Raw genomic sequence first — 21,470 nt, forward strand, 5'->3', positions numbered from 1 at the left:
CACGGATCGACATGTCGATAGCGAGAGAACAGGCGCCCGAGACCACCCCGGGCGGCCCCGGCCTCAAGCAGGCCCTCACCACACCCCTGCTGTACTTCTTCATCCTCGGCGACGTCCTGGGCGCCGGTGTGTACGTCCTGGTCGGCCAGATCGCCGGCGACGTGGGCGGAGCCGTGTGGGCACCGCTGCTCGTCGCCCTCGTACTGGCGATGCTGACCGCGTCCTCGTACGCCGAGCTGGCGACGAAGTACCCCCGGGCGGGCGGCGCCGCCCACTACGCCACCCGGGCGTTCGGCCCGTTCGCCGGTTTCCTGGCCGGATTCTGCATGCTGGCCGCCGGCATCGTCTCCGTCGCCGCCCTGGCCCGCGGCTTCGGCGGCGACTACCTGTCCGCCTTCGTCTCCCTGCCCGTGGGCCTGGTCGCCGTGGTGTTCCTCGCCCTGCTCGCCCTGCTCAACGCGCGCGGCATCAAGGAGTCGACCCGGGCGAATGCCGTCGCCACCGTCATCGAGGTCGGCGGGCTGGTGCTGATCGTGGCCCTCGGCGCCTGGCTGCTGCTGCGCGGCGACGGCGACCCCGGCCGCCTGACCCGGCTCGGCACCGCCGACAAGGGCGCCGCGACCGCCCTCCTCAGCGGCTCGGTCCTGGCCTACTACTCGTTCGTGGGCTTCGAGACCTCCGTGAACGTCGCCGAGGAGACCCGCGATCCCCGCCGCTCCTACCCCCGGGCCCTGTTCGGCGCCCTGGCGACCGCCGGCGCCGTCTACGTCCTGGTGGGCGTCGCCGCGTCCGCGGCGGTACCGACCGGCCGGCTCGTCGCCTCCAGCGGACCGCTGCTGGAGGTCGTCAAGGCGGCGGGCGGCGTCCCCGTCCGCCTGTTCAGCGCCATCGCCCTCGTCGCCGTCGCCAACGGCGCCCTCCTGACCGGGATCATGGCCTCCCGACTCGCCTTCGGCATGGCCCGCGACGGGCTGCTCCCCGGCGCCCTGACCACGGTCCTGCCGGGCCGCCGCACCCCGTGGGTCGCGATCGCGGCCACCACCGTCCCGGCGATGGTCCTCGCGCTGACCGGCAGTGTCGCCACGCTGGCGTCGACCCTGGTCCTGCTGCTGCTCGTGGTCTTCCTCATGGTCAACGTCGCCGTGCTCGTCCTGCGCCGTGACCCGGGCGCGGAGCGGCACTTCCGGACGCCGACCGTCCTGCCCGTGCTGGGCGCGGCCTCCTGCGTCCTGCTCGCCACCCAGATCGAGGGGCGGGTGTGGCTGCGGGGACTGGTGGTGCTGGCCGTCGGCGCGCTGCTCGCCGCGCTCACCGCTCTGCGCGGGGCCCGGCGTCCACGGGAGAAGGCGGCCGGAAGCACGCGATGACGGTCTTGCCGTGCGGGCAGGGCCGTGCCTCCCAGCTCTCCGCGAGGGCGTTCATGAGGAGGATGCCCCGCCCGCCCTGCTGGAGGGTGTCGGGCTGCCGGGGCGACGGCAGCTCGGGGGACGTGTCGTGCACCGCGATGTGCAGGCACTCGCTGTCCCAGGACATCACCAGCTGAGAGCTGCTGTGCGCGTGGATCTGGGCGTTGGTGACCAGCTCGGACACGACCAGCAGTACGTCGTCCGCCGTGTCGGGGGCGGATTCCGTCCAGCCCAGCTCGTCGAGGTGGGACCGCGCCCAGTCACGTGCCGTCTTGACCTGGCTGTTGAGCGGCAGCGAGCGTGCCCAGCCCACCGCGCGAAGCGAACGTTTGTCCACGATCTTCCTTGTCTGTGCCGACTCGGCGGTCTCTGTCTGTCGGCCTACCGGCTACCCGCATACCGGCCCGGTACCGCCACGGCGTGCCGGCGGCCGGGCCGGGTACTCCCTGGACATGGTCTGCCCTCGTCAGCCGGCGCCCCCGTCGCGCCGCCGGTGCCCCCGCCCCGCCGCCGCCGCGGAGCGCGCCGCACGGCCTGCTCTCCACGCCCCGCGCCCCCGACGCCCCGAACCGCGGAGGCCGCGATGACACCGGACGCGACGAAGGCGGCGCGGATGGTCGCGGAGGCCGCGGACGGCGCGCCCCTGACGGAGGTCCCCCGGCGGGTGTGCGCGGCGGTGTCGGAGGGGCTCGGGCTGGACGGCGCCACCTTGTCGCTGCTCACCGACACACCCTCGCGCCAGTTGCTCGCCGCCTCGAACGACACGGCGCTGGTGCTGGAGGAGATCCAGTTCACGCTGCTGGAGGGGCCGTGCATCACCGCGGCGCACCTTGGCGAGCCCGTGGCGGTGGACGAACTGCGCGACACGGTGACGCCCTGGCCGCTGTTCGGTGCCGCCATGGCGGAGAGGCTGCCGGAGGTGGAGTCGCTCTACGCGCTGCCCGTCTTCTTCGGCGACTACGTCCTGGGCTCCATCGACCTGCTCGCGCTGCGCCCCCACGCCCTCGACGAGGAGGAGCTGGAGCGGGCGTCCGCCGTGGCCGACGCGGTGGCGGCGGCCCTCCTGCCCACCAGGGACCTGATCCTCACCGGGGACCGGGCCCCGGCCTGGGAACCGGCCGACGTCGTGCGCGCGCACTGGTTCGACACGGCGCGCGCCGTCGGCGCCCTGGTGGCCACCCGGCAACTGACGCCCGAGGACGCCCTCGCCCTCATGCGCGCCGAGGCCTTCCGCACGGGCAGGTCACTGGCCGACATCACCCGGGACATCCTGCACGAACACCCCGGCTCACCGTAGTCGCGGGCTCGGGGCCGGGGGCACCCGGCTGTTTCCGAAACATTCGCTCCTTTCGTCGAGTGTTGCGTCTCATCAGATGACCTCTCCCCGCCGCAGGCGACCCGGAACCGGTCGGCCGCAACCGCGCTCACGCCCTCTCCAATGCCTCCCTCGGATGACGCCGACCCAGCAAGATCGGTCCATGACGAGCGTTTTGGTGCTCCTCGCCCACCTCGAGCGACGACGATCCTCCCGCTGTGAGGCCCCGGCATACGCCTCCGAAGTTTCGATGAAGTTTCGTAAACGGACGGATTGACCGCCGTTTCGGGCCGGGCGCATACTCTCCAGCATTCGAGCCCTCCCCCAGCCTTTTCCGCTACCGGACGGACGGGCCGCTCTATTTGACGCGTCCATGCCATGCAACGCGTCCCAGTACGCAGAAGGAGACATCCCATGGACAACGCCTTCGACCGCCCCATGAGCCGCAGGGGCTTCCTCAACCGCGCCGGCGCGGTGGCACTCGCCACGTCCGCGTCCGGGCTGCTGCTGCCCGCCACCGCCCACGCGGCCACGACGATCACCACCAACCAGACCGGCACCAACAACGGCTTCTACTACTCGTTCTGGACCGACGGCGGCGGGTCGGTCTCCATGACCCTCGGCTCCGGCGGCAACTACAGCACCTCGTGGACGAACTGCGGGAACTTCGTCGCGGGCAAGGGCTGGGCCAACGGCGGGCGCAGGAACGTGCAGTACTCGGGCAGCTTCAACCCGTACGGCAACGGCTACCTGTCGCTGTACGGATGGACCTCGAACCCGCTCGTGGAGTACTACATCGTCGACAACTGGGGCACCTACCGGCCCACCGGCAACTACCAGGGCACGGTCACCAGCGACGGCGGCACCTACGACATCTACCGGACGACCCGGTACAACGCCCCCTCCGTGGAGGGCACCAGGACCTTCGACCAGTACTGGAGCGTGCGGCAGTCGAAGCGGACCGGCGGCACCATCACCACCGGCAACCACTTCGACGCCTGGGCGCGCTACGGCATGCGGCTGGGCAGCTTCAGCTACTACATGATCCTCGCCTCCGAGGGATACCAGAGCAGCGGCAACTCCAACCTCACGGTGAGCGGCTGAACTCCCCCGTCCCCACGCCCCGTCCGTCCCCACCGCACGCGCACCACCGCACTCCGCCCCCCACGAGGAGGACCCACCCGCATGCGCGCCGCACCCCGCCCCCTGCTGACCGTGCTGGCCGTCGTCGCGACCGCCGTGGCCGGCACCGTCACCGCCACCGTCGACAGCGCTCCGGCGCACGCCGCCGGCTGCGCCGGATACGTCGGACTCACCTTCGACGACGGCCCGTCCAACGCCCAGACCCCCGCCCTGCTCAACGCCCTGCGGCAGAACGGGCTGCGGGCCACCCTGTTCAACGAGGGCCAGTACGCCGCCGCCTACCCGGCCCAGGTCCGGGCCGAGGCAGCCGCCGGGATGTGGATCGGCAACCACAGCTACACCCACCCCCACCTCACCCAGCAGAGCCAGGCCCAGATCGACTCCGAGGTGTCCCGCACCCAGCAGGCGATCGCCGCGGCCGGCGGCGGCACGCCGAAGCTGTTCCGTCCGCCCTACGGCGAGACCAACGCCACGCTCCAGGCGGTCGAGGCCAAGTACGGCCTGACGCAGGTCATCTGGGACGTCGACTCGCAGGACTGGAACGGCGCGAGCACCGACGCGATCGTGCAGGCCGTGTCCCGGCTGGGCAACGGCCAGATCATCCTCATGCACGAGTGGCCCGCCAACACCCTCGCCGCGATCCCGCGCATCGCGCAGACCCTGACGGGCAAGGGCCTGTGCGCGGGCCGGATCTCCCCGCAGACCGGTCGGGCCGTGGCCCCCTGACCACGCCCCCGCCCGATCCGACGGAGCCCCGCCGTGCCGGTGTCCACCGGCGGGGCTCCGTCCGTGGACGCAAGTACACCCACGGGGGTGGTGCCCGGACCACCCCCGGTCGGGTGTCCAGGTCCAGGGACCGCGCGGCCCGGGACCGGCAGGCTTCGAAGGACCGGCGCAGGCGCGCGGCCGCTCGCCGCCGCCGGCGTCCGAACCTGCCATGCCGACCACTCGGGGGATCCCATGTCCGAAGCACTCGCCCGGCGCCTGACCGGCCTCACCGCCGTCGTCGCCGCGGTCGCCCTCATCGTCCAGGTACCGCTGTACTTCCTCTACGACGGGCCGCCGCCGGACGCCAACGTCCTCTCCCGGCTGCTCGTCGGGATCATCGCGCTCGCCTGCCTGGTGGTGTTCGTGACCGCCTTCCGGGAACTGGTCCAACGGGTCGGCCCGGCCCACGCGTGGGCCGGCTCCCTCACGTTCGCCACAGGCCTGGTGTACGCCACGGTCACCCTGGTCTCGATGGGCCTCGAAGCAGGCGCGGTCATCGCCGCCGACCACCCCGTGGACCCGACCATCGAGGTCAGCGGCACCTACATCCTCTACGGGACGATCTCCCGGCTCATGCTCGCGCTCTTCCTCGCCGCGCTCGGCCAGGCCGTCTCCCGTACCCGGCTGCTGCCGCGCTGGACGGGCCGTTCGGCGTACGTCCTGGCCGGCCTCAACCTGGCCTTCGTGCCGTCGCTGTTCTTCGGCAACGACCCCTCGTTCTTCTACGCGGCGAACGGCTGGGGCACGACGGCCCTGATGGGCGCCGTCCTCAGCTACTGGCTGCTGGCCCTGGGCATCAGCGCATACCGCAGCGCGGCACGCGTCACCCCGGCGTTCGGTCGCGGTACGGCGTCGGCTCGTCGGCGCTGATCACCAGAGCGGCCTGGTCGTCGTCCACCTCCCGGCCCGCCGTGAAGGCCCGGACGCCTTCCGTCACGGCGCGGATGACGTCGTCCGCGGTGGGTCGGCGTGGGGCGGAGGCCAGGGCTTCGGCCAGTCGCCCCTCCCCGTACTGTTCGGTGCCGCCGGCGCGGCATTCGGTGATGCCGTCCGTGTAGAGCAGCAGGCTCTCCCCGGGCCGGAGGGTGAGACGGCGGGCAGTGAGCCTCGGCGGTATACCGATGCCGAGCAGCCCGCCGGACGCCTCGACCGTGTCGACCGTGTGGCCGGCGCTCAACAGCAGGGGCGGGGTGTGGCCCGCGCGGACGAGACGGATGTCGAGTCCTTCGGCGGCCGGCACGAGATGGCCGTAGACGAGGGTCACGAAGCCGGTGTTCTGCTGGGCGTAGCGGTCGTTCAGCGCCTTGTCGACGGCTGCGACGACGTCGACGGGATCGTCGAGGAGCGAGGTGACGGCGCGGGCGGTGTGGCGTACCAGGGCGGTGGTGGTGGCGGCGAGGGCTCCGCGTCCGCAGACGTCGCCGAGGATGAAGGCCCAGCTGCCGTCGGCGCGGGGGAAGACGTCGTAGAAGTCCCCGCCGATGTCCAGCCCTTCGCCGGCCGGGTGGTAGAAGGCGGCGAGCCGGGCGCCGGGCACGTCGGGGAGGTCGGGCAGCAGCAGGCCGGTCTGGAGGTCGCGGGCGAGGGCGGCGCGCTGGGTGTACTGGCGGGCGTTGCGGGCGGCCGAGGCGGCGCGGCGCGCCAGTTCCTCGGCGAGGGCGACGCGGTGTCCGTCGAAGGGGCGCCCGTCCGTGGACAGCAGGGTCAGGGTGCCGAAGGGCTGCCCGCGGTCCAGGAGCGGCACGCAGACGTAGCCCGTGACGCCCAGCTCGTGCCAGGGGCCGGGCCCGGTCGGGGTACGGCGTGCCACTTCCGTCACGCCGGAGGCAAGGACGCGGGCGACGGCGTCGTCCTCGGCGTTCCGGGACGGGGTGTGGGAGGCGAGCATCGCGCGCGCCCGGTCGGTCGGGGCGACGGTCGCCACCCGGTGCACGCGTCCGGCTTCCGCCAGATCGACCGCGGCCAGTGGTGCCAGCGCCGGGGCGGCGAGAGTGGCGAGGCGGTGCAGCGTCTGCTTCTCGTCCAGCCGGCCGGCCAGTGAAGTGCTGGCGGCGAGCAGGAAGGCGAGGTCGTCGCGGGCGGCCTTCTCGCGCGCGTTCGCCGCCTGCCGGGCCTGTTCGGCCTGGTGGCGTTCGATGGCGAGGGCGGCGGTGTCGGCGAAGACACGGGCGAGCGCGAGGTCGGTGTCCTGGGGGGAGCGGGGTACGCGGTGGTACATCGCGAAGGTGCCCAGGAGGCGGCCGTCGGGGGCGAGGATCGGCGTGGACCAGCAGGCGGCGAGCCCCGCCTGACCGGCGAGGTCGCGGAAGTCGTCCCACAGGGGGTCGTCGGCGATGTCGGTGACGATGACGTTCCGGCGCCGGTGCGCGGCGGTACCGCAGGAGCCCACGCCTTCACCGGTGGCGATGCCGTCGATGGCCCGGTTGTAGAACTCGGGCAGGCTGGGAGCCGCACCGTGGCGCAGGTGACGGCCGTCCGCGTCGGCCAGCAGCACCGAGACGATCACCTCGGGCGACAGCTCCTCGATCGTCCTGCACATGCCGTCCAGCACGTCCGGCAACGGCGCCTGGCGGGCGATCTGTTCGAGCAGCGCGCGCTGCTCGGCGGCGAGTCGGCGGGCGTGTTTGACCTGGGTGGTCTCCACGCCGATCATCCGCACCCCGATGATGTTGCCGCCGGCGTCGCGGCGGGCCTCGTAGGTGAAGTCGAAGAAGGCCTCACGGGCTTCGTCGCCGACACCGAGGACCACCCGGGCGTCCCGGCCGACATGGCGCTCCCCCGACCGGTACACCTGGTCCAGCAGCGCGATGAACCCCTGGGCGGTCAGTTCGGGCATGAGCTGCACCAGCGGGACACCCGTGCGCTGGCGTCGGCCGCCCCCGATCGCCGAGAAGAAGGCGGGGTTGGCCGCCTCCAGTACGTGCGCGGGGCCCGCCATGGACGCGAACAGCGCGGTCGAGGTGCCGAACAGCACGGACAGGTGCTCGTCCGTGCCGCGCACCGCCTCCGACCGGCCGGTCTCGCCGGTCGACCGCCACCTGCGCTCAGCCGTCATGTCGCCCCCTCCCCGACCGACTTCCCAAAATCTTCACAGATCATCATCCCGCACGACCGCGTTCCACTCCCCGGCAGGGCCGCCGTACGCACCGGCGACCCTCGCGCTGCCGGCGCGTGGCCGTCGAACCGTCGGCAGGGTGCCGTGGTGGTCCGGGTCAGCCGGGGATATCGGCGCCGTCGGCTGCCCCGGCGGTGGTCGAACTGGTCAGCGCGTCGGCGACGGTGGCGTGAACGGGCAGCAACTCGGAGATGCCCGTCATCGTCACCATGCGCATGAGGCGGTCGGGGACATCGGCGAGGTGGAGCGAGCCGCCCGCGTCCTGGGCCACCCGCAGGAGGACGAGGAAGGTGCTGAGACCGGTGGAGTCGACGAAGTCGACCCCCGCCAGGTCCAGCACCAGGTGGGCGGCACCCTGCTCGACGAGGGTCAGGGCGTACGTGCGCAGAGCGGGCGCCGTGTGCAGGTCCACGTCTCCGGTGACGGCGACGACGGCGACGCGGTCGCTGATGGACCGGACGGTCATGTCGAGGTGGTCGGACATGTCTGTCATCACTCCTTGCCGAGGGCTTGGGCGCTGTCGTGGTGGGCGCCGTCGCGGTGACGTGTTCGCCCGCGCCGGGGACGGCGCGGACAGTGCCCGAGGGACGCTGCCGGCGAGCCGGTCACGGCTGCGGCGTGCTGTGGTCGCCGATGCCGTGGACGGTGGCCAGAGCGCCGAGGCCCGAGACGGTCACGACGGGCTCGAGCAACGGCGTGATGAACAGTTCCAGCCGTTCGGCATGGGCGAAGAGGACGCTCAGCCCGGCGCTGTCGAGGTATTCCACCGCGGTCAGGTCCACCACGAGGGCGCCCGAGCTGTCCTCCAGCGCGTCGGCCAGGGAGCCGGCGTTGCTCATGTCGATCTCACCGCTGACGGTCAGACGAGGAGTGCCGTCCGGACGCCGACCGGAGGTGATCGTGAGGGAGGTGGACATCAGGCGATCCTCATCTGCATGTCGACGGTGGTGCCGGACGGGCCGGGAGTGATGGTGACCTGCTGCATCAGGGCCTTCATGAGGCCCACTCCGCGCCCGCGGTGGGCGTTGAGTTCGGGTCGCGGGGCTTTCCACCGGCCGCTGTCGGCGACCGTCAGGCACAGGTTGTCGGCGAAGGCCTCGGCGCGCAGCCGCACGATCTCCCCCGGGGTGTGCCGGTGGCCGTGTTCGATGGCATTGGCACACGCCTCCCCCGCGGCGACGAGAACGTTCTGCACGGTGTGCGGGGGAAGATCGCACTGGTCGAGCCAACTGCGCAGCGCGTTGCGGACGGGAGCGAGTTGGGAGGACTCGGCCGGGAACGTCATCTCCAGCGGTGCCGGGTGACGGTAGAGCAGGAGGGCCACGTCGTCGTCGTAGCCGCCGGCCGGTGCGAGCCGCGACATGACCTCGGTGGCGAGGTCGTCGACGGGCGCGTGCCGACCCTTCTGCACGGCCTCGCTGGCCTGGTCGATCCCGCTGCTGAGCGAGCGCCGGCGGCGTTCGACGAGCCCGTCGGTGTACAGCAGCAACGTGGCTCGCGCGGGCAGGGTGTGCCGGGCCTCGGGGCGCCGCCTGCCCGGCCGGACGGCCAGGGGCAGGGAACGCCCTTGGTCCAGCAGCCGGGTGGTGCCGTCGGGGTGGGCGAGGATCCCCGGCGGGTGCCCGGCGCTGGAGTAGGTCAGCTCTCCGGTGCCGGGGTCGAGGATGCCGCAGAACACCGTGGTGCACAGCGCGCCCGGGACACTGGCGGCGAACTGGTCGAGCGCCATGAGGGTCCCGGCGGGACTCTCCTCCCGCAGCATCAGCGCGCGGCAGGCACTGCGCAACTGCCCCATCACGCTGGCCGCCTCCACCCCTCGTCCGACGCAGTCGCCGACGACGATGCCGATGCGCCCGTCCGGCAGGGTGACGGTGTCGTACCAGTCGCCGCCCACCTCGAGCGGGCGGGTGGCGGGCTCGTACCGTACGGCGAAGCCGTCGGGGAGCCGGGACGGGCCGAGGATGGCGCGCTGGAGCGCGATGGCGGTCTCCCGCTGCTGGTCGATCTGGTGCACCCGGACCAGGCCCTGGGCGAGGTGCCCGGCGAGCAGGGCGAGCAGGAGCTGGTCCTCGGAGGTGAAGGGCCGGTGTTCTCCCAGGTCGATCCAGACGGCCAGCGGGCCGTCGGGGTGTTCGAGCAGGACGCCGGCACCGGAGTCCTCGGCCACCGGGGTGAGCGGTGACCGGCTGCGCAGCGCGAGCAGTGACTCCCGGCGCTCGACGGGCAGGTCCTCCCAGCACAGGTCCTCGTCCGTGGCCGTGAGGACCGGCACGTCACCGCGCTCGAAGACGGCCGCCACCACGCTCCGCGCCCGCCACAGGGACTTCAGTTCGGCGAGGGCACCGAAGAGCGCCTCGGGCAGCGTGGCGGCGCTGGACAGGGAGGTGCTCACCGCGGCCAGCGCCGTTTCCCGCTGCACGGCGTAGTGCTCGGCCGTGACATCACGGAAGGTACCGACGGTGACCTGGCGTCCCGTGTCGGGGTCCTGGGCCTTGTTGTAGGTGGCGGTCACCCACAGGCGGTGGCCGTCCCGGTGGGTGACGGGGACCGTGTAGGAGCCCTTGGGGCGTTCGAGCAGGTCGGCGAAGGCGTCGCCGACCTGCCGGTGGGCGACGGGATCGTGGGAGACGTCGGGCCACCACGGGTGGATGGGTGCGTACGGCAGGTCCTCGGTGCCGTAGCCGAGGATGTCGGTGAAGGCGGTGTTGATCTCCACGACGGCTCCTGACTCGTCGCAGACGAAGAACGCCTCCTGGAGGGAGTCGATGAGCGCCGTCCGCCACCGGAGGTGATGGGTGCGGAGCCGGGCCAGTTCGACGTTGGCGCGGACCCGGGCCAGCAGTTCGGCGGCGGCGAAGGGCTTGACCAGGTAGTCGTCGGCGCCTGCCTGTAGCCCTTCGATGGATGCCTCCTGCCCGGCCTTGGCCGACAGCAGCAGCACGGGCACCGAGGCCGTACGGGTGTCACCGCGCAGGCGGGCCACCAGTTCCAGCCCGTCGAGCCGGGGCATCATCACGTCGCTGACGATGATGTCGAAGGTTTCGCGGCGGACGGAGTGGAGGGCTTCGAGGCCGTCGGTGACGGTGGTGACCTCATATCCCGCTCCGGTCAGGATGCGTGCGAGGTACTCGCGCATGTCGGTGTTGTCGTCGGCCACCAGAACACGGGCATTGGCGGCGGACGCCGCGACGCGGGGGTCCGCCTCGGCCGGCGGTCCGGCGTCCGCCGCGGTGCCGGTGTCGTTGACCGGCAGCCAGCGCAGGGCCTCCTGGACGTAGGGGTCTGCGACGGCGGAGGCCGCGGCGCCGCCCGCTTCGGACACCACCGAATCGGGCGGCAGATGAGCGGTTCCGAACGGCACCCGGACGGTGAAGACGGTGCCGCTGCCCTCGGTGCTCTCGGCCGTGATCGTGCCACCGTGCAGCCCGACGAGTTCCTGCACCAGCGCCAGCCCGATGCCGCTGCCCTCGTTGGAGCGGGAGCGGGCGTTCTCGATGCGGTGGAACCGCTCGAACAGCCGGGGCATCTCCGAGGCCGGCACACCGATCCCGGTGTCGGCGATGGTGACCACGGCGTGGGTGCCCACCCGGCGCGCACCGACGCGGATCGCGCCGTCGAAGGTGAACTTGAGCGCGTTGCTCAGCAGGTTGAGGATCACCTTCTCCCACAGCTCGCGGTCGATGTACACCGGCTCGTCCATCACCGGGCAGTCCACCTCGAAGGCGAGCCCGGCCCGTTCCACGGCCGAACGGAAGACGCTGGCCAGCTCGGCGGTCACCACGGCGAGGTCGACCGGCTCGTAGCGGGCCTGCATCCGCCCGGCCTCGATGCGGGAGAAGTCCAGGAGCGTGTTGACCAGCTTGCCCAGGCGCAGGCCGTTGCGGTGGACGACGTCGAGTTCCCGGCGTACGTCCTCCTGCTCGTCGGCGAACCGGGTACGGAGTTCCTCGACGGGTCCCATGATCAGGGCCAGCGGGGTGCGGAACTCGTGGCTGACGTTGGAGAAGAACGCGGTCTTCGCGCGGTCCAGTTCGGCCAGTTCCTCGGCCCGCCGCTGCTGCGCCTCGTAGCTCCGCGCGCTGCCGATGCCGGAGGCGATGTGTCCCGCCGTCAGCTCCACGAATCCCCGGTAGCTGTCGTCCAGCATCCGGTAGCGGTTCAGCGCCGCCACGCAGAAGCCGTAAGGGGAGCTGCCCTGCTGGAGAAGGGGGACCACGAGCGCCTGCTCGGGCGGTTCGGGCCAGTCACCGGCGGGCAGATCGGCGAAGGCGTCACCGACCAGCCGCACCAGGGAGCTCTCGCCCCTGCCCAGCGTCTCGACGGGCCACACACCCGCGGGGTCGCCGAGCTCGATGACGGCCGGGGCGGCCGGGTGTCCCGCGTCGATGCCGGCCGCGCCGGCCAGTCGCGCGGTCCCGCCGTCGAACAGATAGGTCAGGGTGAAGGGCAGATCCTTCCGGTTGCGGTCGAGCTGGCGGTCCGCGAAGGCCAGCACCTCCTGCTCGGTCCGGATCACACTCGGGTCCGACCCCAGGTCCCGCAGCGTGGACATGCGCCGCTCACCGATCACCCGGTCGGTTTCCTCGCTGACCACGCACAGCATGCCCACGACCTCGCGGCTGTCGTCGCGCAGCGGGCTGTAGGAGAAGGTGTGGTACGTCTCCTCGCTGTAACCGGAACGCTCCAGGAACAGCAGCAGCCCCTCGTCCCAGGTGGCCTCTCCCGTGCGGAGCACGGCTTCGATGCGCGGGCCGATGTCGTCCCAGATCTCGGCCCACACCTCGTTCGCGGGGAGCCCCAGCGCCCACGGGTACTTGCGGCCGAGCGTGTCACGCCGGTAGGCGGCGTTGCAGAAGAAGGTCAGCTGCTCGCCCCACGCCATCCACATGGGGAACCGGGAGGACAGCAGAATGCTGACGGCCGTCTGGAGACTCTGCGGCCAGTCCCGCGGCGGACCCAGGGGCGTGGCCGCCCAGTCCACGGCGGACAGGTCCGCGCCCACCTCGCGGTCGGCGGCGAACACGTCACTGTCGGCCGCCGCCGTCTGTGGACGGTTGCCGGCCATGTCCGAAAACTCCACGCGAAACCCGTCCCTTCGCACGGCCCGCCCCGCGGCCGAACCCGGCCCGCGTGCCTGCACCTGCCTGCCCACAGCGAGCGCCGCACCCGTGCAGCCACCCGAGTGGATGACGACTCCCGCGCCCCGGCCCTCATTATCCCAGATGTTACGACAGGCGATTTCCCACAAAAGTGCTGGTCCACGTCGGATCGGACACCCGGCGTGAGCACGCGGTGGGGGTCGCCGGGGGCGGGCGAGGGCGGTGATCCGAGCCTGGCCACGAGCACCCGCGCCGCCGCTACCTCCGGCACACCGGACCGGCACGCCGGTCGCCCACCGGTGGCCCAAAAATGATCAAGGGCCGGTTTCGGATACCTCCGAAATCGGCCCTGATCTGCGACTGTCTCCAGTCGGGACGACAGGATTTGAACCTGCGACCCCTTGACCCCCAGTCAAGTGCGCTACCAAGCTGCGCCACGTCCCGTCGCTCTCACCCGCGGTGCCCCGCGTGATCGTGCGGACAGCACTTTACCCCACGTCGCGTGGTGCGCCGACGAGGGCCCGGGCGGTACGGGGGACAATCGGCCGTATGACGAACGCGGACGCATCGGACGCCAGGGACCGCGACGCGGACGGGCGGGCCCGCAACGCGCGGCCCCGGGACGGGCTCGGCCGGCCGCTGCCGTACGGCGCCGAGGGGGTGCCCCGGCAGCCGGAGGGCCTCGTGCGGACGCCCCCGGAGACGGTCGCCGAGGCGCAGGCGCTGCTGTCGCAGGGGCGGCCGTTCCACGCGCACGAGGTGTTCGAGGACGCCTGGAAGTCGGGTCCCCCGGACGAGCGGACGCTGTGGCGGGGGCTGGCGCAGCTGGCCGTGGGGCTCACCCACGCGGCTCGCGGGAACGCCCCGGGCGGCGCCCGCCTGCTGCGCCGGGGTGCGCGCGCGGTCGAGGAGTGGCAGACCGGGCGGGGTGAGGACCGGCCGTACGGGATGGACCTGCCGGGGCTGGTGCGGTGGGCCGGGGAGCTGGCCGGACGGGTGGAGCACGGCTCGACGCAGGTGGACGCGCGCGCCGAGGCACCCAGACTGGGTCCCTGACCGGGGCCGTCGCGGGCGGGGCGGCCCACGGGGCCGGCCGTCGGGGACCGGCGCGGCGCCCCGGCTGAGCGCCGAGGAGGGCCCAGGCGACCGGCCCGGTGGCAGGGATCCCGCCCGGAGTGCCGAGTCAGGCGCCCCGGTGGACGTGCGTGTCCTCGACGGCGTACCGCCGGAACGCCTGGTGGGTGTCCGACGTCACCACGACGCCGTCCACCCCTCCGGGACCGGTCTGCGCCGTCTCCCGTCAGCCTGGTGTGTCCGGGCCCTCCCCCAGGCCCAGCCACTGCCAGGCGCCCGCCACGTCCGGCACCGCCCGTGCGCCTTCCGGCAGCGGTGGCCGGCGGACGACGAGCACGGGGAGGGCGAGGTCGCGGGCGGCGGTCAGTTTCGCGGACGTGGCCGCGCCGCCGCTGTCCTTGGTGACCAGGACGTCGACGCGGTGGGCGCGCAGCAGTTCCGTCTCGCCGGCGACCGTGAACGGGCCCCGCGCCAGGACGACCCGGGTGTCCCGCGGCAGGGGCGGGTCGGGTGGGTCGACCGACCGGACGACGAAGTGCAGGCCGTCCAGGTGGGCGAAGGCCGCGAGGCCGAGGCGCCCGGTGGTGAGGAGGACCCGGCGGCCGAGTCCCGGCAGGGCCTCGGCCGCCGCGGCGAGGGACGGGACGTCGTACCAGCGGTCGCCCGGACCCGGCCGCCAGCCGGGGCGGCGCAGCACGACCGCGGGGACGCCTGCGTCCCGGGCCGCGTGGACCGCGTTGGCCGTGATCGACGCGGCGAACGGGTGGGTGGCGTCCACGAGGGCGTCCACCCGGTGGGCGCGCAGCCAGTCGGCGAGCCCCCGCGGACCGCCGAAGCCGCCGGTGCGCACCTCGCCGGGCAGGGCCGCGGGCCGGGCGACCCGGCCCGCGAGGGAGGTGGTGACCCGGACGCCGGGGCGGGCGGCGAGGCCGGCGGCGAGGCGGCGGGCCTCGGTGGTGCCACCCAGGATCAGCACGTGCGCGGGCATGGGGTGAGCGTACGAGGGAGTCGTGGCCGACCGGGTCACCGGCCTGCCGGGCCGGCCCGCTAGCGCAGCAGCAGCTGCGCGCCGCCCACGACGGTCGCCGCGATCACGAGCTGCTCGAAGAGCCGCTGGTCGATCCGGTGCACGGCCCACTTGCCGAACAGGGCCCCGGGGACCACGAACACCGCGAGCGCGGCGTCCAGCAGCAGCGAGCGGCCGTCGATCAGGCCGAGGCCGACGCTGAAGGGCACCTTGGCCACGTTCACGATGAGGAAGAAGAACGCCGAGGTGCCCAGGAAGCCGAGTTTGCGGAAGCCGGCGGAGAGCAGGTACAGCGACATCACCGGGCCGCCCGCGTTGGCGACCATGGTGGTGAACCCGCCGAGGACGCCGTACGAGCGTGCCTTGAGGCGGCCCGCCCGGGTGGTGACCGCGTCCGGTTCCCGGGGGGTCCCGGCGGTCCGGCGGCGCCAGATCGTCACCCCGGCCATGAACAGCAGGATCGCGCCGATCGAGGTCCGTACCACCCCGTCGTCGGCCCACACCAGGAACAGGGTGCCCGCCACGACGCCCGCCCCGACGGCCGGGAACAGGCGCCACAGCGTCGGCCAGTGCGCGTGCCGCCGGTAGCTGGCGACGGCGAGCAGGTCGCCGGCGATCAGGACGGGCAGCAGGACGCCGGTGGAGGCGCGGGCGGGCAGGACGGCGGCGAAGACCGCGAGGCTGATGGTGTTCGCCCCGCTGACCGCGGTCTTGGAGAAGCCGACGAGCAGGGCCGCGGCGGCCAGCGCGGCGAACTGCCAGCCCGAGAGGTGCCAGAGCGTCATGGTGTTCATGGAGGGACCGATGCTATGCGCACGCATGCTTCGGGCGTGAGCGGCGTCCGCCGGCCGGTTCCCCGGGGCGGCCCCGGGCGCGTTACCGGCCCGTGTACCGGGCCCGCAGTTCCCGCTTGAGCACCTTCATGCTCGGTCCGAGGGGCAGGGCGTCCGTGAACTCCACGCGCCGCGGGTACTTGTGCCGGCCGAGGTGCTGCTTGGACCACTCGGTGAGCGCGCCGGCGTCGGGCGCGGTGCCCCGGGCCGGGACGACGACGGCGCACACCTCCTCGCCGTGCAGTTCGTCGGGGAGGCCGATGACGGCGGCCTGGGCGATCTTGGGGTGGCGCATCAGCACCTCCTCGACCTCGCGCGGGTAGACGTTGTAGCCGCCGCGGATGATGACGTCCTTCTTGCGGTCGACGATCCGCAGGAAGCCCTCGTCGTCCTTGGTGCCGAGGTCGCCGGTGCGGAACCAGCCGTCCACCACGGCCTCGGCGGTGGCCTCGGGGCGGCCGAGGTAGCCGGAGAAGACGTTGTGGCCGCGGATGACGACCTCGCCCAGCTCACCGGGCGGCAGGAGTTCGATCCGCCCCTCCAGCTCGGCGCGGGCGATCTCCACGTCGATGCCCCACAGCGGATGGCCGATGGTGCCGGCCTTCGTGCCGAACACCGGCTGGTTGACGGTGGCGGTCGGCGAGGTCTCGGACAGTCCGTACCCCTCGTACACCTTCGCCCCGAACGCGGCCTCGAACCGCTCCAGTACGGCGACCGGGAGGGAGGCGCCGCCGGAGACGCACACGCGAAGCTCGGGCAGCCGGCCGGCGTCGGCGGCCGCCGCGGCGAGGGCGACGAACATGGTGGGCACGCCGTGAAAGGTGTTCACGCCCTCCCGCACCATCAGCTCCAGGGCGCGGGCGGCGTCGAAGCGGGGCAGCAGGACGAGGGTGGCGCCCGCGCGCCAGGTGGAGTTGAGCGACACCGTCTGGCCGAAGGCGTGGAACAGCGGCAGCGCGCCGAGGGCGATGTCGTCGGGCCGGATGTCGTTGGCGTCGAAGGCGTTGACGGTCGCGTTCATCACCAGGTTGAAGTGGCTCAGCACGGCGCCCTTGGGGACGCCGGTGGTGCCGCTGGTGTAGAAGACGACCGCCGGGTCGTCGGCGGACCGGGTGACGTAGGAGGCTGGCGGTTCGGCGTCGGCCGCGAGCTTGCCGAACTCCTCGCCCAGGGTGAGGGCCCGGACGCCGGCGGCGCCGGCGGCGGCGCGGCCGATGTCCGCCTGCGCCGGGTGTACCAGCAGCAGGGTGGCCCCGCTGTCCGTGAGGACGTGCTCGACCTCTTCGGCGGAGAGCAGCAGGTGGACGGGGACGACGACCCCGCCGGCCGCGGCGATCGCGTAGTAGGCGACGGGGAAGTCGGCGGTGTTGGGCGCCATCAGGGCCACCCGGTCGCCGGGCCGCACGCCGAGTCCGGCGAGGGCGCCCGCCTGGGCGAGGGCCCGCTGCCACACCTCGGCGAAGGTGAGCCGCAGGTCGCCCTCGACGAGGGCGGTCCTGCCGGGGCGGCGCCGGGCGTTCTCGGCGAGGATGGCGGCGACGGACAGGGTTGCCATGGGGTACTGCTCCGTTTCCTTGCGGCTCGTACGACCTATCCCCTCGCGGGGCCCCCGTTGCGGGCGGTTCAGTCCCTCTCGACCAGTACCGCGCTGCCCTGTCCCACGCCTACGCACATGGTCGCCAGTCCGCGCCGGGAGCCCGTGCGGCGCATGCGGTGCAGCAGGGTGGTGAGGATGCGGGCGCCCGAGCAGCCGAGGGGGTGGCCGAGGGCGATGGCGCCGCCGGTGGGGTTGACCAGGTCCGGGTCGATGCCGAGCTGGTCGACGCAGGCGAGGGCCTGCGCGGCGAAGGCCTCGTTGAACTCGGCCTCCTGGAGGTCGCCGGTCTCCCAGCCGGCCCGGCCCAGCACCTTGCGGGTGGCGGGGACGGGGCCTAGGCCCATCACGTCGGGGTGGACGCCGGCGGAGGCGCCGGCGACATAACGGCCGAGGGACGTCAGGCCCAGTTCGTTCAGGACCTCCTCGCTGACCAGGAGGAGGCCGGCGGCCCCGTCGTTCATCGGCGAGGCGTTGCCGGCCGTGACGGTGCCGTCTGCGCGGAAGACCGGCCGGAGCCGGGACAGCTTCTCCAGCGAGGTGTCCTCGCGGACGCACTCGTCCTCCTCGACCACGAGGCCGTCCGGGCGTTCCACGGGCAGGAGTTCGTCGTCGAAGTCGCCGTTCTTGCGTGCGGCGGCGGCGAGTCGGTGGCTGCGCAGGGCGAACTCGTCCTGCCGGGCGCGGGAGATGCCGTGGCGGGCGGCGACCTCCTCGGCGGTCTCGCCCATGGCGAGGAGGCCGTGCAGCTCCTTCATCGCTGGGTTCACCAGCCGCCAGCCGAGGCGGGTGTCGTGGGTCTCGATGCGCTGCGGCAGGGCCTCGTCGGGCCGGGGCAGGACGAAGGGGGCGCGGCTCATGGACTCCGAGCCGCCCGCGACGACGACGTCGGCCTCGCCCGCGGCGATGGTCCGGGCGGCGGTGGTGACCGCTTCGAGTCCGGAGGCGCACAGCCGGTTGACGGTGGCGCCGGGCACGGTGTCGGGGAGCCCGGCGAGCAGGGCGGCCATCCGGGCGACGTTGCGGTTGTCCTCGCCGGCCTGGTTGGCGGCGCCCCAGTAGACGTCGTCGACGCGGGCGGGGTCGAGGGCGGGCACGCCGGCCACGAGGTGGCGGATCACGGTCGCCGCGAGGTCGTCGGGGCGGACGCAGGAGAGGGCTCCGCGGAGTTTGCCGATGGGGGTGCGGCGGGCGGCGACGAAGTGGACGGGACGCACGGCTGGGACTCCTGACCTACGACGCTGTGGATCAGCACGGACCGGTGCAGCTGTTAATTAGCACTGCTAGTTTTCGACTATAGACCTCCCACCGCCCCGCTGGGAAGATTCCCCCCGGCCGTCACCGAGCCCGCTGGAGGAGACATGCCCCACGTCCGCGAGCACCTGCTCGACGGCACGCACGGAACCCTCGCCGTACACGAGTGGCCGCACCCGGCGCCCCGCCTCCTCGTCCTCCTGGCGCACGGGTACGGCGAGCACGCCGGCCGGTACGCGGAACTCGCCGCCGTGCTCACCGGGCACGGCGCCGCCGTGTACGCGCCCGACCACGCGGGTCACGGCAGGTCGGCCGGGGAACGGGTGCTGATCGCGGACCTCGAGGACGTGGTCACGGACCTGCGCCGCGCGGCGGACCTGGCCCGGGCCGCCCACCCCGGCCTGCCGCTCGTGCTGCTGGGCCACTCCATGGGCGGCCTCGTCGCCGCCCGGTACGCCCAGCGGTACGGCGGTGAACTGAGCGCGCTGGTCCTGTCCGGGCCCGTGATCGGCACCTGGGAGCTGCCGGGGCGGCTGCTCGCCCTGGCGGAGATCCCGGACCTGCCGATCAGCCCCTCCGCGCTCTCCCGGGACCCGGCCGTGGGCGCCGCCTACGCGGCCGATCCGCTGGTCTGGCACGGGCCGATGAAACGGCCGACGCTGGAGGCGTTCGCCCGGACCCTGGAGACCGTCGCCCAAGGCGGCGACATCGGGGCCCTGCCGCTGCTGTGGCTGCACGGTGACGACGACCGGCTGGTGCCGCCGGCCGGCAGCCGGCCCGGGGTGCGGAGGCTGAGCGGCGGCCCACTGACCGAGCGGATCTTCCCCGGGGCGCGGCACGAGGTGTTCCACGAGACGTGCAAGGCGCAGGCCCACGCGGAGACGCTGGCCTTCCTGGACGGGGTGCTGCCCCGCTGATCAGCGCGTTTGCCTCCCGGTCGGTCGGGGCACCCGCCCTTTCGGACGTGACCCGAATGCTGACGAAAGGGGACCGACCCGCCATGACCGTGGTCAAGAGCACGCTGCCCGAGGAGGCGCTCCGCGTCACCGGGACCGCCCTCCAGGACACCCTGGTCGACCTGCTCGGACTGTCACTGATCGGGAAGCAGGCACACTGGAACATCGTCGGCCCGCGCTTCCGGTCGATCCACCTCCAGCTGGACGAGGTGGTCACCGCCGCCCGCGGCCACTCGGACACCGTCGCCGAACGGGCCGCCGCGCTGGGCGTGTCGCCGGACGGCCGGCCGGAGACCATCGCCGCGGCCTTCGCGCTGCCGAGCACCAAGGACGGCTGGCTGCGCGACACGGAGGTCGTGGAGCTGATGGTGGAGTCGCTGGGGTCGGCCGTCGACCGGCTGCGCGAACGGATCGAGGCGACCGAGAAGGCCGACCCGGTCACCCAGGACCTGCTGATCGCCGTCACCGCCGACCTGGAGAAGCAGCGCTGGATGTTCCAGGCCGAGAACCACTCGCCCGGACAGGCCGACGGCTAGCGCCGCCGCCCGCGCGACGGAAGGCAGGACCATGGCCGACGCCCTGGAACTCGACGCGCTGTGGGAGGACTTCCACCGCGCGGTGAACATGACCTCTGCGGAACTGGCGGCCTGGCTGAGGGTCCGGGACGCCGACGAGGACACGGAACCGCTGCCGGAGGCGTCGGGTTCGCCCACCGGACAGCACGTCCTCGCGATCCTCCAGAAACGCCGTACCGACCTCACCGACGACGACGTGCGAGTGATGCACCGGGTCGTTCGGACGGTCGAGGAACTGGCGGACCCGGAGAACGAACCCGCACCGCAGTCCTCGCCGGAGGACACCCGGCGCCGGCGCCGGCTGATGACGCTGGGCCACGACCCGCTCAAGCCGTAACCGGGCAGCCGCGGAACGCCCGACCGCCCGTGCCGGCCCCCGTGTCGGCGCGGGCGGCGCACGGCCGCCGGGGGCCGTCCGCGCCGGGCCGTGTGATCGTGTCAGACTGCTCCCCGCACGTCCCGGCACGACCACCGGGACCGGACGCGCGGACGAGCAGCACGTGGCGGGGACCGAGCCGGACAACCACTGCATCGACACCACCCGGCCGCATCCGGCGCGGGTGTACGACTGGTTCCTCGGCGGCAAGGACAACTACCCGGTCGACGAGGAACTGGCCCGCAGGATCACGGCGATCGACGGGGGCGCGCCCAAGGCCGCCCGCGCGAACCGGGCGTTCATGCGCCGGGCCACCCGCGCGCTGGCCCAGGAGGCGGGGATCCGCCAGTTCCTGGACATCGGCACCGGCATACCGACCGAGCCGAACCTGCACCAGATCGCCCAGTCCGTCACCCCGGACGCCCGGGTGGTCTACGTCGACAACGACCCCATCGTGCTGGCCCACGCGCACGCGCTGCTGCGCGGCACCCCCGAGGGCGTGACCGAGTACGTGCAGGCCGACGCCCGCGATCCGCACACCATCCTCGAACAGGCCGGCCGCGTCCTGGACTTCGGCCGTCCGGTGGCCCTCTCCCTCATCGCGCTGCTGCACTTCGTCGCCGACGAGGACGGCGCCCACGACCTGGTGGCCGCCCTGGTCGACGTGCTGGCGCCGGGCAGCTTCCTGGTCCTGTCGACCATGACCGCCGACTTCGACCCGGAGAACGTCCGCACGGGCATCGCGGCCTACGCGGCGGGCGGCGTGACCCTGGTCGCCCGCTCGCACGCCGAGGTGGGCGTCTTCTTCGACGGACTGGAGCTGCTGGAGCCCGGCATCGTCTCCGTCGCGGACTGGCGGCCGGAGGAGGAGACGCCGGAGCGCGTCTCGCTGTACGGCGGGGTCGCTCGCAAGCCGTGACGGCGGGGCGCCGACC

18 protein-coding genes, 1 tRNA gene and 1 pseudogene are annotated in these 21,470 nt (G+C 73.1%); 10 read left to right on the forward strand and 10 right to left on the reverse strand.

What is annotated here, in order from left to right; all coding sequences use genetic code 11:
* Window positions 1–11 precede the first annotated feature (11 nt).
* Entirely contained in the window at window positions 12–1,367 is a 1,356-nt protein-coding gene (locus tag ACIQVT_RS30560) for an APC family permease (protein ID WP_403761314.1), read from the forward strand.
* On the opposite strand, the gene ACIQVT_RS30565 is transcribed toward ACIQVT_RS30560, so the two are convergent.
* Window positions 1,309–1,743 carry an ATP-binding protein gene (locus tag ACIQVT_RS30565; protein ID WP_403761317.1) on the reverse strand — a complete coding sequence of 145 codons (435 nt, stop codon included), beginning with the start codon at window positions 1,741–1,743 and terminating at the stop codon, window positions 1,309–1,311. The genes ACIQVT_RS30560 and ACIQVT_RS30565 overlap by 59 nt on opposite strands.
* A gap of 246 nt (window positions 1,744–1,989) precedes the next feature.
* Here ACIQVT_RS30565 and ACIQVT_RS30570 point away from each other — a divergent pair, with 246 nt between their 5' ends.
* From ACIQVT_RS30570 to ACIQVT_RS30585, 4 genes and pseudogenes are all read left to right on the forward strand, one after another.
* Complete coding sequence (locus tag ACIQVT_RS30570; protein WP_403761319.1) at window positions 1,990–2,703, forward strand: GAF and ANTAR domain-containing protein; 714 nt, start codon at window positions 1,990–1,992, stop codon at window positions 2,701–2,703.
* Between the two features lie 432 nt (window positions 2,704–3,135).
* The gene (locus ACIQVT_RS30575) at window positions 3,136–3,825 is read left to right on the forward strand and encodes a glycoside hydrolase family 11 protein (protein ID WP_403761322.1); all 690 of its coding nucleotides are present in this window, start codon (window positions 3,136–3,138) and stop codon (window positions 3,823–3,825) included.
* 81 nt (window positions 3,826–3,906) lie between these two features.
* Window positions 3,907–4,587: pseudogene (locus ACIQVT_RS30580) on the forward strand (polysaccharide deacetylase family protein); the annotation flags it as partial.
* A gap of 237 nt (window positions 4,588–4,824) precedes the next feature.
* Window positions 4,825–5,502 (forward strand): hypothetical protein, encoded by a 678-nt coding sequence (locus tag ACIQVT_RS30585; protein ID WP_403761325.1) that lies wholly within the window; start codon window positions 4,825–4,827, stop codon window positions 5,500–5,502.
* Here the strand turns inward: ACIQVT_RS30585 and ACIQVT_RS30590 are convergent.
* From ACIQVT_RS30590 to ACIQVT_RS30610, 5 genes are all read right to left on the reverse strand, one after another.
* The gene (locus ACIQVT_RS30590; RefSeq protein ID WP_403761328.1) at window positions 5,456–7,687 is read right to left on the reverse strand and encodes a SpoIIE family protein phosphatase; all 2,232 of its coding nucleotides are present in this window, start codon (window positions 7,685–7,687) and stop codon (window positions 5,456–5,458) included. The two genes, ACIQVT_RS30585 and ACIQVT_RS30590, sit on opposite strands and share 47 nt — an antisense overlap.
* A gap of 157 nt (window positions 7,688–7,844) precedes the next feature.
* On the reverse strand, window positions 7,845–8,240 hold the full coding sequence (locus ACIQVT_RS30595) for an STAS domain-containing protein (RefSeq protein WP_403761331.1): 396 nt from the start codon (window positions 8,238–8,240) through the stop codon (window positions 7,845–7,847).
* 112 nt (window positions 8,241–8,352) lie between these two features.
* Complete coding sequence (locus tag ACIQVT_RS30600) at window positions 8,353–8,664, reverse strand: STAS domain-containing protein (protein WP_403761334.1); 312 nt, start codon at window positions 8,662–8,664, stop codon at window positions 8,353–8,355.
* Complete coding sequence (locus ACIQVT_RS30605) at window positions 8,664–12,812, reverse strand: SpoIIE family protein phosphatase (RefSeq protein WP_403761677.1); 4,149 nt, start codon at window positions 12,810–12,812, stop codon at window positions 8,664–8,666. The genes ACIQVT_RS30600 and ACIQVT_RS30605 overlap by 1 nt, the downstream gene beginning before the upstream one ends.
* Window positions 12,813–13,216: 404 nt before the next feature.
* Window positions 13,217–13,290 (reverse strand) — tRNA-Pro (locus ACIQVT_RS30610).
* Between the two features lie 105 nt (window positions 13,291–13,395).
* Here ACIQVT_RS30610 and ACIQVT_RS30615 point away from each other — a divergent pair.
* Complete coding sequence (locus ACIQVT_RS30615; RefSeq protein WP_403761337.1) at window positions 13,396–13,902, forward strand: DUF309 domain-containing protein; 507 nt, start codon at window positions 13,396–13,398, stop codon at window positions 13,900–13,902.
* 244 nt (window positions 13,903–14,146) lie between these two features.
* On the opposite strand, the gene ACIQVT_RS30620 is transcribed toward ACIQVT_RS30615, so the two are convergent.
* The 4 genes from ACIQVT_RS30620 to ACIQVT_RS30635 form a co-directional block, all read right to left on the reverse strand.
* Window positions 14,147–14,908 carry a cobalt-precorrin-6A reductase gene (locus ACIQVT_RS30620; protein ID WP_403761341.1) on the reverse strand — a complete coding sequence of 254 codons (762 nt, stop codon included), beginning with the start codon at window positions 14,906–14,908 and terminating at the stop codon, window positions 14,147–14,149.
* A gap of 59 nt (window positions 14,909–14,967) precedes the next feature.
* A complete protein-coding gene (locus ACIQVT_RS30625; RefSeq protein WP_403761344.1) occupies window positions 14,968–15,741 on the reverse strand; it encodes a sulfite exporter TauE/SafE family protein in 774 nt (257 codons plus the stop codon).
* An 82-nt stretch (window positions 15,742–15,823) separates the two neighbouring features.
* Window positions 15,824–17,335 (reverse strand): long-chain fatty acid--CoA ligase, encoded by a 1,512-nt coding sequence (locus ACIQVT_RS30630; RefSeq protein WP_403761347.1) that lies wholly within the window; start codon window positions 17,333–17,335, stop codon window positions 15,824–15,826.
* 68 nt (window positions 17,336–17,403) lie between these two features.
* A complete protein-coding gene (locus tag ACIQVT_RS30635; protein ID WP_403761352.1) occupies window positions 17,404–18,591 on the reverse strand; it encodes a thiolase family protein in 1,188 nt (395 codons plus the stop codon).
* A gap of 144 nt (window positions 18,592–18,735) precedes the next feature.
* Here ACIQVT_RS30635 and ACIQVT_RS30640 point away from each other — a divergent pair, with 144 nt between their 5' ends.
* The 4 genes from ACIQVT_RS30640 (at window position 18,736) to ACIQVT_RS30655 (ending at window position 21,454) form a co-directional block, all read left to right on the forward strand.
* Window positions 18,736–19,545: a lysophospholipase gene (locus ACIQVT_RS30640; protein ID WP_403761355.1), complete on the forward strand. Its 810-nt coding sequence runs from the start codon at window positions 18,736–18,738 to the stop codon at window positions 19,543–19,545.
* Between the two features lie 83 nt (window positions 19,546–19,628).
* The gene (locus ACIQVT_RS30645) at window positions 19,629–20,120 is read left to right on the forward strand and encodes a Dps family protein (protein WP_403761357.1); all 492 of its coding nucleotides are present in this window, start codon (window positions 19,629–19,631) and stop codon (window positions 20,118–20,120) included.
* A gap of 31 nt (window positions 20,121–20,151) precedes the next feature.
* Window positions 20,152–20,496, forward strand: coding sequence for a DUF3140 domain-containing protein (locus ACIQVT_RS30650; RefSeq protein ID WP_403761360.1), 345 nt, complete (start codon window positions 20,152–20,154; stop codon window positions 20,494–20,496).
* A 163-nt stretch (window positions 20,497–20,659) separates the two neighbouring features.
* Window positions 20,660–21,454, forward strand: a complete 795-nt coding sequence (locus ACIQVT_RS30655; protein WP_403761366.1) for an SAM-dependent methyltransferase — start codon at window positions 20,660–20,662, stop codon at window positions 21,452–21,454.
* Window positions 21,455–21,470 lie beyond the last annotated feature (16 nt).

This window comes from Streptomyces sp. NPDC100445 (assembly GCF_044759735.1).
Taxonomy (GTDB): Bacteria; Actinomycetota; Actinomycetes; order Streptomycetales; family Streptomycetaceae; genus Streptomyces.